Annotated in this window: 13 protein-coding genes; 10 read left to right on the forward strand and 3 right to left on the reverse strand. The window is 62.3% G+C overall.

Annotated elements, in window-relative coordinates; translation table 11 throughout:
• The first annotated feature begins 150 nt into the window (after positions 1–150).
• From AB6804_RS03955 to dut, 6 genes are all read left to right on the forward strand, one after another.
• Positions 151–1,146, forward strand: a complete 996-nt coding sequence (locus AB6804_RS03955) for a bifunctional riboflavin kinase/FAD synthetase (protein ID WP_370885294.1) — start codon at positions 151–153, stop codon at positions 1,144–1,146.
• Positions 1,147–1,239: 93 nt separating this feature from the next.
• Positions 1,240–4,071, forward strand: a complete 2,832-nt coding sequence (ileS, locus tag AB6804_RS03960) for an isoleucine--tRNA ligase (RefSeq protein WP_370885295.1) — start codon at positions 1,240–1,242, stop codon at positions 4,069–4,071.
• A gap of 14 nt (positions 4,072–4,085) precedes the next feature.
• Entirely contained in the window at positions 4,086–4,580 is a 495-nt protein-coding gene (lspA, locus tag AB6804_RS03965) for a signal peptidase II (RefSeq protein WP_370885296.1), read from the forward strand.
• 52 nt (positions 4,581–4,632) lie between these two features.
• Positions 4,633–5,841, forward strand: coding sequence for a bifunctional phosphopantothenoylcysteine decarboxylase/phosphopantothenate--cysteine ligase CoaBC (gene coaBC / locus AB6804_RS03970; protein ID WP_035968121.1), 1,209 nt, complete (start codon positions 4,633–4,635; stop codon positions 5,839–5,841).
• Positions 5,842–5,844: 3 nt separating this feature from the next.
• Positions 5,845–6,852, forward strand: a complete 1,008-nt coding sequence (locus AB6804_RS03975; protein ID WP_370885297.1) for an LLM class flavin-dependent oxidoreductase — start codon at positions 5,845–5,847, stop codon at positions 6,850–6,852.
• Positions 6,853–6,854: 2 nt separating this feature from the next.
• The gene (dut, locus tag AB6804_RS03980) at positions 6,855–7,301 is read left to right on the forward strand and encodes a dUTP diphosphatase (protein ID WP_370885298.1); all 447 of its coding nucleotides are present in this window, start codon (positions 6,855–6,857) and stop codon (positions 7,299–7,301) included.
• A gap of 73 nt (positions 7,302–7,374) precedes the next feature.
• On the opposite strand, the gene clpA is transcribed toward dut, so the two are convergent.
• Positions 7,375–9,678 (reverse strand): ATP-dependent Clp protease ATP-binding subunit ClpA, encoded by a 2,304-nt coding sequence (gene clpA, locus AB6804_RS03985; RefSeq protein ID WP_370885299.1) that lies wholly within the window; start codon positions 9,676–9,678, stop codon positions 7,375–7,377.
• Entirely contained in the window at positions 9,675–9,989 is a 315-nt protein-coding gene (clpS, locus tag AB6804_RS03990) for an ATP-dependent Clp protease adapter ClpS (protein WP_370885300.1), read from the reverse strand. Before clpS ends, clpA begins: the two co-directional genes overlap by 4 nt.
• Positions 9,990–10,504: 515 nt before the next feature.
• On the opposite strand from clpS, the gene cspD reads away from it, so the two are divergent.
• Positions 10,505–10,711: a cold shock domain-containing protein CspD gene (cspD, locus tag AB6804_RS03995; protein ID WP_008351201.1), complete on the forward strand. Its 207-nt coding sequence runs from the start codon at positions 10,505–10,507 to the stop codon at positions 10,709–10,711.
• A 150-nt stretch (positions 10,712–10,861) separates the two neighbouring features.
• Here the strand turns inward: cspD and icd are convergent, their stop codons facing one another.
• Positions 10,862–12,118, reverse strand: coding sequence for an NADP-dependent isocitrate dehydrogenase (gene icd, locus AB6804_RS04000; protein ID WP_370885301.1), 1,257 nt, complete (start codon positions 12,116–12,118; stop codon positions 10,862–10,864).
• 206 nt (positions 12,119–12,324) lie between these two features.
• Here icd and AB6804_RS04005 point away from each other — a divergent pair, with 206 nt between their 5' ends.
• From AB6804_RS04005 to AB6804_RS04015, 3 genes are all read left to right on the forward strand, one after another.
• Positions 12,325–12,900 (forward strand): pseudouridine synthase, encoded by a 576-nt coding sequence (locus AB6804_RS04005; protein WP_370885302.1) that lies wholly within the window; start codon positions 12,325–12,327, stop codon positions 12,898–12,900.
• A 361-nt stretch (positions 12,901–13,261) separates the two neighbouring features.
• Positions 13,262–13,477 (forward strand): hypothetical protein, encoded by a 216-nt coding sequence (locus AB6804_RS04010; protein ID WP_244793367.1) that lies wholly within the window; start codon positions 13,262–13,264, stop codon positions 13,475–13,477.
• A 297-nt stretch (positions 13,478–13,774) separates the two neighbouring features.
• The gene (locus AB6804_RS04015) at positions 13,775–14,215 is read left to right on the forward strand and encodes a DUF192 domain-containing protein (protein WP_052005942.1); all 441 of its coding nucleotides are present in this window, start codon (positions 13,775–13,777) and stop codon (positions 14,213–14,215) included.
• Positions 14,216–14,426: the final 211 nt, after the last annotated feature.

Genomic DNA, 14,426 nt, shown 5'->3' on the forward strand with positions numbered 1-14,426 from the left:
ATTTGGCGACGGCGAAAATCGTGCCAAAGGACAGCGAACCGCCAGTGAACCCTTGCAAGCGCCGCCGCGCGGCCCGGGAACCGTCTCCGCGTGCGAGCGTTTATAATCGAATGCTTTGCGGCATCAGCCCTCCCACCGACCAAGCCTATCGTGAGAGTCTTCCGCGGCCTCCCCAACGCCGAGAGCCGGGCGCCCTGCGCACTGACCATCGGCAACTTCGACGGTGTCCATCGCGGCCACCAGGCGCTGCTTGCGCGCGTGCGTGCCGCCGCCGACGCGCGCGGGCTGCCGGTCTGCGTGATGACTTTCGAGCCGCATCCCCGCGAGTTCTTCAATCCGGCGGGCGCGCCGCCGCGCATCGCGATGTTGCGCGACAAGCTCGAAGCGCTGCGCACGAATGGCGTCGATCGCGTGGTGGTCGAGCATTTCAATCACACGTTCGCGAGCCAGTCGCCGGATACGTTCGTGAAGAACGTCATCGTCGATGGCCTTCACGCGCGCTGGGTCATGGTCGGCGACGACTTCTGCTATGGCGCGAAACGCGCCGGCAACTTCGCCTCGCTGAAGGCGGCCGGCGACCAGTACGGCTTCGAAGTCGAACAGATGGCCACCGTCGCGCATCCGAACGGCGCGCGCATTTCGTCGTCGTCGGTGCGGGCGTCGCTCGTCGCGGGCGATCTCGACGCCGCGCATCTCGCGCTCGGGCGTCCGTATGTCATCAGCGGTCACGTCGTGCATGGCGCGAAGCTCGGCCGCGATCTCGGGTTTCCCACGCTCAATCTGCCGATCGCGCACAAGCGCCCGGCCGCATCGGGCATCTTCGTCGTGCGCGTGCATGGCCTCGCCGACGAGCCGCTGCCAGCAGTGGCAAGTCTCGGCCTTCGCCCGACCGTCGACGATTCCGGCCGCGTTCTTCTCGAAGTCTTCGTGCTCGACTGGCACGGCGACGCGTACGGCAGGCTCGTGCGCGTCGAATTCCTCAAGAAGCTGCGCGACGAGGAAAAGTACATCGACCTCGAAACGCTGTCCGCCGCCATCGCGAAAGATGTCGACAACACGCGCGCCTATTTCGGCCTGCCGCCCGCGAGCAACGCCGGCAGCCGCGCCACGGGCTTCGCCATTTCGGCCACCGACCGAATTAGGTGAGCGCGCGATGCATGCCGCATCGCCCGCTGCCCCGTCTTCGAATCATCGCGCGCCGTTTGCAAGCGCCGTCTCACCGAATTCACTGAGTCACTCATGAGCGACAAGAAAGAGAAAGCCTCCTCGAAATATCCGGTCAACCTGCTCGATACGCCCTTCCCGATGCGCGGCGACCTGCCGAAGCGCGAGCCCGCGTGGGTGAAGGAATGGCAGGACAAGAAGATCTACGAGAAGATCCGCGCCGCCTCGAAGGGCCGCAAGAAGTTCATCCTGCACGACGGCCCGCCGTACGCGAACGGCGACATCCACCTCGGTCACGCCGTCAACAAGATCCTGAAAGACATGATCGTCAAGGCGCGCAATCTCGCGGGCTTCGACGCGGTCTACGTGCCGGGCTGGGACTGCCACGGCATGCCGATCGAAATCCAGATCGAAAAGCAGTTCGGCAAGTCGCTGCCCGCCGCCGAAGTGATGCAGAAGGCGCGCGCTTACGCAAGCGAGCAGATCGAGAAGCAGAAGATCGGCTTCCGTCGTCTCGGCGTGCTTGGCGACTGGGACAATCCGTACAAGACCATGAACTTCGTCAACGAGGCCGGTGAAATCCGCGCGCTCGCGAAGATCATGGAGAAGGGCTATGTGTTTCGCGGCCTGAAGCCGGTGAACTGGTGCTTCGATTGCGGCTCGGCGCTGGCCGAGGCGGAAGTCGAATACAAGGACAAGACCGATCCGACCATCGACGTGCTGTTCGCGTTCGCGGAGCCGGAAAAGACCGCGCGCGCGTTCGGCCTGCCGTCGCTGCCGAAGACCGAAGGCGGCATCGTCATCTGGACGACGACGCCCTGGACCATTCCCGCGAACCAGGCGTTGAACGTGCATCCGGAGATCGTGTATGCGCTCGTCGATACGCCGCGCGGCCTGCTGATCCTCGCGCAGGAACGCGTCGAGGCGTGCCTGCAGAACTACGGCCTGCCGGGCGACGTCATCGCGACGACGACCGGCGAGAAGCTCGCCAACCTGCGCTTCCATCATCCGCTCGCAGCGGCGCATCCGGGCTACAAGCGCACGTCGCCGGTCTATCTCGGCGACTACGTGACGACCGAAAGCGGCACGGGCATCGTGCACTCGTCGCCGGCGTATGGCGTGGAAGACTTCGTGTCGTGCAAGGCGCACGGCATGGCGGATTCGGACATCATCAATCCGGTGATGGGCGATGGCCGCTACATCGAATCGCTGCCGCTCTTCGGCGGGCTGTCGATCTGGAAGGCGAATCCGGAAATCGTCGGCGCGCTCGACAATGCCGGGTCCCTGCTCAAGACGGAAAAGTACACGCACAGCTATATGCATTGCTGGCGTCACAAGACGCCGATCATCTATCGCGCAACTTCGCAGTGGTTCGCCGGCATGGACGTGAAGCCGAAGGACGGCGGCCAGACGCTGCGCGAGACCGCGCTCGAAGGCGTCGAGAACACGGCGTTCTACCCGGCGTGGGGCAAGCAGCGTCTTTACAGCATGATCGCGAACCGCCCGGACTGGACGCTCTCGCGTCAGCGCCAATGGGGCGTGCCGATGGCGTTCTTCGTGCACAAGGAAACCGGCGAGCTGCATCCGCGCACGCTCGAATTGCTGGAAGAAGTAGCGAAGCGCGTGGAACAGGGCGGCATCGAGACGTGGCAATCGCTCGATCCGCGCGAGCTGATCGGCGACGACGCCAACATGTACGAGAAGAACCGCGATACGCTCGACGTGTGGTTCGACTCCGGCACGACGCACTGGCACGTGCTGCGCGGCTCGCACAAGGACGAACTGCAGTTCCCCGCCGATCTGTATTTGGAAGGCTCGGACCAGCATCGCGGCTGGTTCCATTCGTCGCTGCTCACCGCGTCGATGCTCGACGGCCGCCCGCCCTACGACGCGCTGCTGACGCACGGCTTCACCGTCGATGGCGAAGGCCGCAAGATGTCGAAGTCGCTCGGCAATGGCGTCGATCCGCATGAAGTGGCGAACCGCCTGGGCGCGGAAATCATCCGCCTGTGGATCGCATCGACGGACTATTCCGGCGAGCTCGCCATCTCCGAAGAAATTCTGAAACGCGTGACGGAGACGTATCGCCGTATCCGCAATACGTTGCGTTTCCTGCTCGCGAACCTGTCGGATTTCGACTTCGACCGTGATGCGGTGCCGGTGCAGGACTGGCTCGAGATCGACCGTTACGCGATCGCGCTCGCGCGCAATTTGCAGGACGACGCGCTCTCGCACTACGAAAAGTACGAATTCCACCCGGTCGTCGCGAAGCTCGCGACCTTCTGTTCCGAAGACCTGGGCGGCTTCTACCTCGACGTGCTGAAAGACCGTCTCTACACGATGAAGCCCGCCTCGCGCGAGCGCCGCAGCGCGCAGACCGCGCTGTATCACATCGCGCATGGCTTGCTGCGTCTCGTCGCGCCGTATCTGTCGTTCACGGCGGAAGAAGCGTACAAGGTGCTGAAGCCCGGTCAGGACACGATTTTCACCGAAGTCTTTCACGCGTATCCGGACATCGCGAATGCAGGCGAGCTGCTCGACAAGTGGACGCTGATCCGCTCCGCTCGCGGCGACGTGACGAAGGCGCTCGAAGAAGCGCGCACGGCGAACCTGATCGGCTCGTCGCTGCAGGCGGAAGTCGTCGTGCGGGCGAGCGGCGCGCGTTATGACGCGCTCGCCAGTCTCGGCGATGCGTTGCGCTTCGTGCTCATCACGTCCCAGGCGCAAGTCGCGCAAGTGGCGAGCGAAGCGGAAGAAGGCGTCGACGTGACGGCATCGAGCTACATGAAGTGCGAGCGCTGCTGGCACTACTGCGCGGACGTCGGCTCGCATGCGGAGCATCCGGGGCTGTGCGGCCGCTGCTTCTCGAACCTCTTCGGCGCTGGCGAAACGCGAGGCGCAGCATAATGGCAACGAGAACGATGGCGAAACAAACCTCTTCCAGCGGATCGCTCGCGCCGTGGCTCGGAATCGCGCTGATCGTGATCCTGTTCGACCAGTTGACGAAGATCGCAGTGCAGAAGGTGTTCGCCTACGGCGAGCCTCATGCGCTCGCGCCCTTCTTCAACCTGCTGCTCGTTTATAACCGCGGCGCGGCGTTCAGCTTCCTCGCGGCGGCGGGCGGCTGGCAACGCTGGGCGTTCACGGCGCTGGGCGTCGTGGCGGCGGCCGTAATCTGCTATCTGCTCAAGAAGAACGCCACACAACGGCTTTTCTGCACGGCGCTCGCGCTCATCATGGGCGGCGCGATCGGCAATGTGATCGATCGCCTCGCGTACGGTCACGTGATCGACTTTCTCGACTTCCACGTCAACGCGTGGCACTGGCCGGCGTTCAATCTCGCCGATACCGCGATCACCATCGGCGCCGTGCTGCTGATTTTCGACGAACTGCGGCGCGTGCGCGGATCGCGATGATGTTCCGGCGCGGCTTCATCCGTAAGCCGCGCCTCTTTGCGACGGAGGCAAGTTGGAACTCGCAGGCAAACATCTCGTATTGGGGCTGACGGGCGGCATCGCGTGCTACAAGATCGCCGAGCTCACGCGGCTGCTCGTCAAGGCTGGCGCGACGGTGCAGATCGTGATGACCGAAGCGGCGACGCAGTTCATCACGCCCGTCACGATGCAGGCGCTCTCGGGCCGTCCGGTGTACGTGTCGCAATGGGATGCGCGCATGCCGAACAACATGGCGCACATCGACCTGTCCCGCGAGGCCGATGCGATCGTCGTCGCGCCCGCTTCCACCGACTTCATCGCGAAGCTCGCGCACGGCATGTGCGACGACCTGCTTTCCACGCTGTGCGTCGCGCGTGATTGTCCGCTGCTCGTCGTCCCCGCGATGAATCGCCAGATGTGGCAGAACCCGGCAACGCAGCGCAACGTCGCGCAAGTGCGCGATGACGGCATCGAAGTGCTCGGTCCGGATTCCGGCTCGCAGGCGTGCGGCGAAGTGGGCGACGGACGCATGCTGGAACCGTCGGCGACGTTCGAAGCCATCTGCGCGTTTTTCCAGCCGAAAATTCTGCGCGGCCAGCGCGTGCTGATCACCGCCGGACCGACCTTCGAGCCGCTCGATCCGGTGCGCGGCATCACGAATCGTTCGTCGGGAAAGATGGGCTTCGCGCTGGCGCGCGCAGCGGCGCAGGCGGGCGCGGACGTGCATCTGGTCGCCGGTCCGGTGTCGCTGGCCACACCGTGGGGCGTGTATCGCGAGGACGTGCAGACCGCGCAGCAGATGTACGACGCCGTCATGGAAGCCACGGCCGACGCGGACATTTTCATCGCGGTGGCGGCCGTCGCGGACTGGCGCGTCGATCACGCGAGCGCGCACAAGATCAAGAAGGCGCCGGGGCAGCCGCTGCCGTCGTTCGACTTCGTCGAAAATCCGGACATTCTCGCGTCCGTGGCGAAGCTGCCAAACCCGCCCTTTTGCGTTGGATTTGCAGCGGAAAGCGCCGATCTCGACGTTCATGGCGAAGAGAAGCGCAAGCGCAAGAACGTGCCGCTTTTGATCGGCAATCTCGGCCCGCTCACCTTCGGCCGCGACGATAACGAAGTCGTGCTGTTCGAAGCATCGGGCGCCACGCCGCTGCCGCGCGCCGACAAGCAGCTTCTCGCGCGCACGCTGATCGGGGAAATCGCCAAACGTGCGCCGCGCGCCGGCACGCTCTTCTCCTGAGCCATGACGAAGCTATCGGTTCTCGATCAAACGCCGGTCATCCACGGCCACACGGCCGCGGATGCGATCGCGGCCACGCTAGATCTCGCGCAGCTCGCCGATGGTCTCGGCTACACGCGCTACTGGTGCGCGGAGCATCACGGTCTCTACGGCGTCTCGAACCCGTGCCCGGAAGTGATGCTCGCGCGCATCGGCAGTCTGACGAAGCGCATCCGCATCGGCTCGGGCGGCGTCATGCTGCCGTACTACAGCCCGTTCAAGGTGGCCGAGCAGTTTCTGATGCTCGAAGCGCTGTTCCCGAATCGCGTCGATCTGGGCGTCGGCCGCGCGCCGGGCGGCGACATGCGGACCGCGCAGGCCGTCGCTTCGGGTTCCTACAATCGCGGCGACATCTTCCCGCAGCAGGTCGCGGAACTGATTGCGCTTTTCAGCGGCAACATCCCCGACGATTCCCTCGCCAAAGGCGTGCTGCTGCAACCGCAGATCGACACGCGCCCCGAACTCTGGATGCTCGGCTCCAGCGACTTCGGCGGCCTGCTGGCCGCGCAACTCGGCATACGCTACGCGTTCGCGCATTTCATCAACGCGCAGTACGGGCATCGGGTGGCGCAGGCGTATCGCGAGCGTTTCACCGCCGGGCATGAGCAGACGCCGTATCTCGCGGCGGCCGTCTTCGTCATTTGCGCCGATACAGACAAGGAAGCCGAAGCGCTCGAACGCGCGGTCGATCTGCGCCGCGTGCAAATGGCTTACGGCCTGAATCAGCCGATACCGTCGATCGCGCAAGGCATCTCGCAGGTCTACGGCGAGCGCGAACTCGCCGTGATCGCGCAGGAGAAAGCACGCAGCATCATCGGCACGCCGGAGCGCGTGACCGACAAGCTGCATGCGCTGCAGGAACAATTCAACGCCGACGAGCTTATCGTCCTGACGGTCGCCGGCAGCTACGCCGCGCGCACCCGGTCCTATCAACTTCTAGCCGACGCGTTTGCGCTCGGCCGTTCAGCCTGACCATGAAACTCGACGTCAAAATTATCGACGCGCGCATGCGCGACTTCATGCCCGCCTACGCGACACCCGGCAGCGCGGGCCTCGACCTTCGCGCCTGTCTCGACGCGCCGCTCGTGATCGAACCGCATCAGACGGTGCTGGTTCCGACCGGTCTTGCCATCCATCTCGCCGATCCCGGCTATGCCGCGCTGATTCTTCCGCGCTCGGGCCTCGGTCACAAGCACGGCATCGTGCTGGGCAATCTCGTCGGTTTGATCGATTCGGATTACCAGGGCCAGTTGATGGTTTCGACGTGGAATCGCGGCGATACCGCGTTCACGCTGAATCCGATGGAGCGGCTTGCGCAACTCGTGATCGTGCCGGTGGTGCAGGCCGAGTTCAATATCGTCGACGATTTCGAAGCGAGCGAACGCGGCGCGGGCGGATTCGGGAGCACGGGCAAGCACTGAGCTTTACGTTGCTCAAGGCGAAAAAAAAACGGCGCGGTGGAAACCGCGCCGTTTTTGCTTCTGTCTGCCGCAATCAATCCACTTCGATCGCTTCAGGATTCGGATTACGCGGCGGCGCCGAGTTCTCGTCGAACGTGAGTTGCACCTTGTCTTCCGCGTCGACATCCACGGTCACGCGGCCGCCGTTGAGCAGCTTGCCGAACAGCAGTTCGTCGGCGAGTGCGCGGCGAATCGTGTCCTGGATCAGACGCTGCATCGGACGTGCTCCCATCAGCGGATCGAAACCGTGCTTCGCCAGATGCTTGCGCAACGCATCGGTGAAGACCGCATCAACCTTCTTCTCGTGCAACTGATCTTCCAGTTGCATGAGGAACTTGTCGACCACGCGCAGGATGATTTCCTCATCCAGCGAACGGAAGCTGATGATCGAGTCCAGACGGTTGCGGAACTCCGGCGTGAACATGCGCTTGATGTCGGCCATTTCATCGCCCGACTCGCGGCGCGACGTGAAGCCGATCACCGACTTGCCCATGGTCTCGGCGCCCGCGTTCGTCGTCATGATGATGATGACGTTGCGGAAATCCGCCTTGCGTCCGTTGTTGTCCGTCAGCGTGCCATGGTCCATCACCTGCAGCAGCACGTTGTAGATGTCCGGATGCGCCTTCTCGATTTCGTCCAGAAGCAGAACGCAATGCGGCTTCTTCGTGACGGCCTCGGTCAGCAACCCGCCCTGATCGAATCCGACATAGCCCGGCGGCGCGCCGATCAGGCGGCTCACCGCATGACGCTCCATGTACTCGGACATGTCGAAGCGCAGCAACTCGATGCCAAGCGTGAACGCCAGTTGCTTCGCCACTTCCGTCTTGCCGACGCCGGTCGGCCCTGAGAAGAGGAACGCGCCGATCGGCTTGTCCAGCTTGCCGAGACCCGCACGCGCCATCTTGATCGATGCCGACAGCGCATCGATTGCCGGGTCCTGGCCGAACACGACAGCCTTCAGATCGCGATCGAGCGTCTGCAGCTTGCTGCGGTCGTCCTGCGACACGCTCTGCGGCGGCACGCGCGCGATCTTCGAGATGATCTCTTCGATCTCGCTCTTGCCGATGGTCTTCTTCTGCTTCGACTTCGGCAGAATGCGCTGGGCCGCGCCCGCTTCGTCGATCACGTCGATTGCCTTGTCCGGCAAATGACGATCCGTGATGAAGCGCGCCGACAACTCAGCCGCCGCCGACAACGCACCCGACGAGTACTTCACGCCGTGATGCTCTTCGAAGCGCGACTTGAGACCGCGCAGGATAGCGACCGTCTGCTCCACCGACGGCTCGGTGACGTCCACCTTCTGGAAACGCCGCGACAAGGCCGCGTCTTTCTCGAAGATGCCGCGATATTCGGTGAACGTGGTCGCCCCGATGCACTTCAACTGACCCGACGACAGCGCCGGCTTCAGCAGGTTCGATGCGTCGAGCGTTCCGCCCGATGCCGCACCCGCGCCAATCAGCGTGTGAATCTCGTCGATGAACAGAATGGCGTGCGGACGCTCCTTCAGTTCCTTCAGCACCGTCTTCAGGCGCTGCTCGAAATCGCCGCGATACTTCGTGCCCGCGAGCAACGCGCCCATGTCGAGCGAGTAGACCTGCGCATCCGCGAGGATGTCCGGCACTTCGCCGCGCGTGATGCGCCAGGCGAGGCCTTCGGCGATCGCCGTCTTGCCGACGCCCGCTTCACCCACGAGCAGCGGATTGTTCTTGCGGCGGCGGCAGAGCACCTGCACGACGCGCTCGACTTCCAGCTCGCGGCCGATCAGCGGATCGATCTTGCCGTCCTTCGCCTGCTGATTCAGGTTTTGCGTGAACTGCGCGAGCGGCGTTTCCTTCTGAGCGGCGGCGTCTTCCGATTCCGGATTCGCTTCGCTGTTCGCCTTCGCGGCGTCGCCGCTGTTCGTCTTCGCGATGCCGTGCGAAATGAAATTCACGACATCGAGACGCGTCACGCCCTGCTGCTGCAGGTAGTAGACCGCGTGCGAGTCCTTCTCGCCGAAGATCGCGACGAGCACGTTCGCGCCGGTCACTTCCTTCTTGCCGTTCGAGGTCGATTGCACATGCATGATCGCGCGCTGAATCACGCGCTGGAAACCAAGCGTCGGCTGAGTATCGACGTCGTCCGTGCCGGGCACGGTCGGCGTGTTGTCATGAATGAAATTGCGCAGGTTCTGACGCAAATCTTCGATGTTTGCTGCGCAGGCGCGCAACACCTCAGCGGCGGTCGGATTGTCCAACAAGGCCAGTAAAAGATGCTCGACCGTAATGAACTCGTGCCGCGCCTGACGTGCTTCCATAAACGCCATGTGCAGACTGACTTCCAGTTCCTGGGCAATCATGCTTCCTCCATCACGCACTGCAGCGGATGCCCCGCCTGCCGTGCATGGCTAACGACTTGCTCAACTTTGGTCGACGCAATGTCCCGCGTGTAGACCCCACAAACTCCCCTGCCCTCGCGATGAACCTTCAGCATGATCTGCGTCGCAGTCTCACGATCTTTACTAAAGTATTCCTGCACGATCATCACGACGAATTCCATCGGCGTGAAGTCGTCATTCAGCAGCACCACTTTGTACATCGCCGGCTTCTTGAGCTTCTGCTCCTGCCGCTCGAGTACCGTGCCATCCTGCTTGTTGGGATTAATCGCCATACACCCATTCTAAACAACACGGGCGCTCTCGCAATTGCCGCTCCAGCACCGGCCTAAAACCGGAAAGGGTTACTGAAACGCGCCTTGCGCAGCTACCGTCCATCGAATCCCGCCGGCGCCCAGGAATCTCGGCGCGGCCCGCTTGCATCTCGTTGAAACCAGTATCGCACAGCTTCAAAAAAAACAATCGAAGACACCGTGGCGGGCCGCCGGGCGTATCACACAAGTGAGTCGATTATGCGACTTTTCAAGATGGCTTGCTTGGACGGAGGCCCACACGCGGAGCAGGAATTACCCTACGAATGCGTTCTCTGCAACGAGCATAAGCTCTATCCTAAAAAAATCTTGACACTCGATTTAAGAGATTCAACAATCAAACTGGCACTTTTTTCCGGGGGCCTCCGGGCAAAAAAGGCCGAGGTGAGCTAGTGAGGAGGGGCGGTTGGCTTGTGGGGTGGGCCGTCGAGCTTTTCAAACGTGCTCGGGTTGCGACGAGAGTTAGAGGGGAAGTACGAATGTCTACTGGTACGGTCAAGTGGTTCAACGACGCGAAAGGCTACGGATTCATCACGCCCGATGAAGGCGGCGAGGATCTGTTCGCACATTTCTCGGCGATTCAAATGAACGGTTTCAAGACGCTCAAGGAAGGCCAGAAGGTTTCTTTCGAGATCGTCCAGGGACCGAAGGGCAAACAGGCATCGAATATTCAGGACGCTGCCTGACCGTTCGGATGCATTTGCCTCGTGAAACCCGGCCTCCGTGCCGGGTTTTTTTCATCCGTTGCCAGATGCCGGCACTCGGGCAATGCGGGCCGACAAAAACCCCGAAAGGCCTTAACCGCTCGGGGTTATTCGGGAATTGAGCCGTGCCGCTTACATATTCTCGATCATCACCTCGCCGAACGCCGAACACGACACTTGCGTCGCGCCTTCCATCAGCCGCGCAAAGTCGTAGGTCACGCGTTTCGACAAAATCGACCGCTCCATCGACGCAATGATGCGATCCGCCGCCTCGGTCCAGCCCATATGGCGCAGCATCATTTCAGCGGAGAGAATTTCGGAACCGGGGTTCACGTAATCCTTGCCGGCATACTTCGGCGCGGTGCCGTGCGTCGCTTCGAACATCGCAACGGAATCCGACATGTTCGCGCCCGGCGCAATGCCGATGCCGCCCACTTGCGCAGCGAGCGCATCCGAGATGTAGTCGCCGTTCAGGTTGAGCGTGGCGATGACGTCGTATTCGGCGGGACGCAGCAGAATTTGCTGCAGGAAAGCGTCGGCGATGACGTCCTTCACCACCACTTCCGCGCCCGTCTTCGGATCTTTCACCTTCATCCACGGGCCGCCGTCGATCAGTTCCGCGCCGAACTCCTTCTGGGCGAGCGCGTAGCCGTAGTCGCGGAACGCGCCTTCGGTGTACTTCATGATGTTGCCCTTGTGCACGAGCGTCACCGAGCGCCGGTTGTTGTCGAGCGCGTACTGGATCGCCTTGCGCACGAGCCGCTCCGTGCCCTCGCGCGACACCGGCTTGATGCCGAGCCCCGACGACTCCGGAAAGCGAATTTTCGTCACGCCCATTTCGTCGCGCAGGAAGGCGATAACCTTTTTCGCCTCGGCGGACTCCGCCGGCCATTCGATCCCCGCATAGATGTCTTCCGAGTTCTCGCGGAAGATCACCATGTTCACCTTGTCCGGCTCGCGCAGCGGCGAAGGCACGCCCTTGAAGTACCGCACCGGGCGCAGGCAGACATATAAATCAAGTTGCTGACGAAGGGCAACATTCAGCGACCGGATGCCGCCGCCGACCGGCGTGGTCAGCGGTCCCTTGATCGACACGATGTATTCCTTCACGACATCGAGCGTTTCGTCGGGCAGCCAGACGTCCGGCCCGTAGACGCGCGTCGCCTTCTCGCCCGCGTAGATCTCCATCCAGTGAATCTTGCGCTTGCCGCCATAGGCTTTCTCGACTGCCGCATCGACCACCTTGATCATGACGGGCGTGATGTCGACGCCCGTGCCATCGCCTTCGATATAAGGGATGATCGGCTGATCCGGCACGTTGAGCGAGAAATCCGCGTTGACGGTGATCTTTTCACCGTCCGCCGGCACGTTGATGTGCTGATACGGCATGGTCGACTCCAGAGAAGGTCGGGCTCTAATGGGAAGCTGGCGGGATAGAGCGAAACGGCCGGGCGCCGTCCGCAGCGATGGCCAGAACATCATTCTAACCATGCCGTACATGCCGGCAATCACGCGCTACCGAAGCGAAGGCGGTTCGCGGATCATTATGCATTAAGATGCCGCTCCGACCGTCCTTGCGCCTGCCCTGCCCTCCGATGCCGCTCATCGCTCTCAACAAACCCTTCGGCACGATCTGCCAGTTCTCGGCGCATGAGACGCGGCCGTCGCTCGGCGACTGGGTGATGACGCCGGGCGTCTACCCCGCGGGCCGCCTCGACGCGGACAGCGAAGGGCTGCTCCTTCTTACCGACGACGGCGCTTTGCAGGCGCGTATCGCGGAGCCGCGTCACAAGCTCGTGAAGCGCTATTGGGCGCAAGTCGAAGGCGCGCCCGGCGACGACGCCCTCGCGCATCTCGCGAAAGGCGTCGATCTCGGCGATTACGTGACGCGCCCGTGCCGCACCGCATTCGTCGCCGACGCGCGCATCGAAGCGCTATGGCCGCGCAATCCGCCGATCCGGTATCGCGCCGCCATCCCGACGACATGGATCGAGCTTGCCATCACCGAAGGCAAGAACCGGCAGGTCAGGCGCATGACGGCCGCGGTCGGTTATCCGACGCTGCGGCTCGTGCGCGTCGCGATCGGCGCACTCGATGTCTTCGCACTCGGACTTGCGCCCGGCGAAACCGTCGAAGTGCAGGCACGATCGCCGTGGCAGCGCACCGGTTGAATCACTATCGCGAGCGCCGTTTCTATCGGCGTTTTTCACGGCGATGACATCGAACAATGACAAGCCGCTTGCAGTGCGAACTTTTTTTTCATTCTCCGCGCGATTCTCGTGAAAAAGACGTCAACCGACCTTTTGCACCACGCGTTAAGCGCCACAGATGCCGTGCAAAGCTATCCGGCATGAACGAATCAAGCTTTCGATTACCTGTGTGCTCCAGGCTATTTGAAAGAAAAGGCGTTCACAGCCGTATCGAGTTTCTTTTGTCGATACGACTGTCAACCGAAAGGTGGATGGCTCGTTTACCGACATGACTCAATGACCGGGTCGTTTGGTTAATCAAACTCAAGCTGAGGATTCACAAATGAACAAACTGATCGCTGCTCTCGTCGCTGGCCTGTTCGCAACGGCTGCATTCGCACAAGCTTCGGCTCCGGAAGCTGCTGCTCCGGCAGCTGCTTCGGCTGCTGCTCCGGCAAAGGCTCACAAGTCGACGAAGAAGCACGCACACAAGGCTTCGCACAAGAAGTCGCACAAGGCTGCCGCTTCGGCGCCGGAAGCTGCTTCCGCAGCACAGTAAGTTTGTTGTAAGAGGCGGTAAAGCGAAGTCAACAACGAGCATTACCGCCGCTTGCGGCGTTAAAGGGCAGATCGTCGAAAGGCATCTGCCCTTTTGTTTTGCGTTGGTTTTGTATCCTCGTCCTTGCTTCAAGTAACATGCGCGGGCCTGCTGGTTATCCGGCGCGACGACTGATTTCAAAGGAGCATCGTGAATTCGCTATTGCTTTTGCTGCGTGCCTTGCGCTTTTCATTCACATCGGCCAAGGCTGCGCGGCGCTTGACGATTGTCAACGCAACACGCGCCTTTCTCATCGCGATGCTGCTGCCGCTCGCATCGATCACGCTCGCTGAAGCGCAGACCCTGCCGCCCGGCGCGAAACAGCCGTCCGACTTTCCTCGCGCGAAGCTCACCGCCGGAATGTACGTGATCGACGCCGCGGTCGCCGCGAACGACGCCGACCGCGAGCAAGGACTCATGTACCGCACGAAGCTCGGCGCGAACGAAGGCATGCTCTTCGTGTTCAACGAGAACGCCGTGCACTGCTTCTGGATGAAGAACACGCTGATTCCGCTGTCGATCGCGTTTATCCGCGCGGACGGCACGATCACCGACATCGACGAGATGCAGGCGGAGACCGAGAACAATCATTGCCCGCGCAACAACGGCGTTTATGCGCTCGAAATGCCGAAGGGCTGGTTTGCGGCCAAGGGCATCAAGCCGGGCGTGAAGATCAAGGGATTGCCGGGCGCTCAGTGAGTCTGGCCTGAACGGTCGGCCAATGTCCCAAAGCGCGTCTCCCGACGCGCTTTTTTTTCGCCTGCACGCCCCGCCGCCCGAAGTGGGCCGCCCTTTGCGTCGAGCCGGCAAGATTCCTGCAAAGAGATTGTCGACGCGCTATCCTAAAAAGGTTAGCGCGATGCCGCCGCCACTGTTCGGCGGCCGCCGCGTGGCGCGGCGCACGACCTGC

Source organism: Caballeronia sp. RCC_10, from assembly GCF_041360715.1.
Taxonomy (GTDB): domain Bacteria; phylum Pseudomonadota; class Gammaproteobacteria; order Burkholderiales; family Burkholderiaceae; genus Caballeronia; species Caballeronia grimmiae.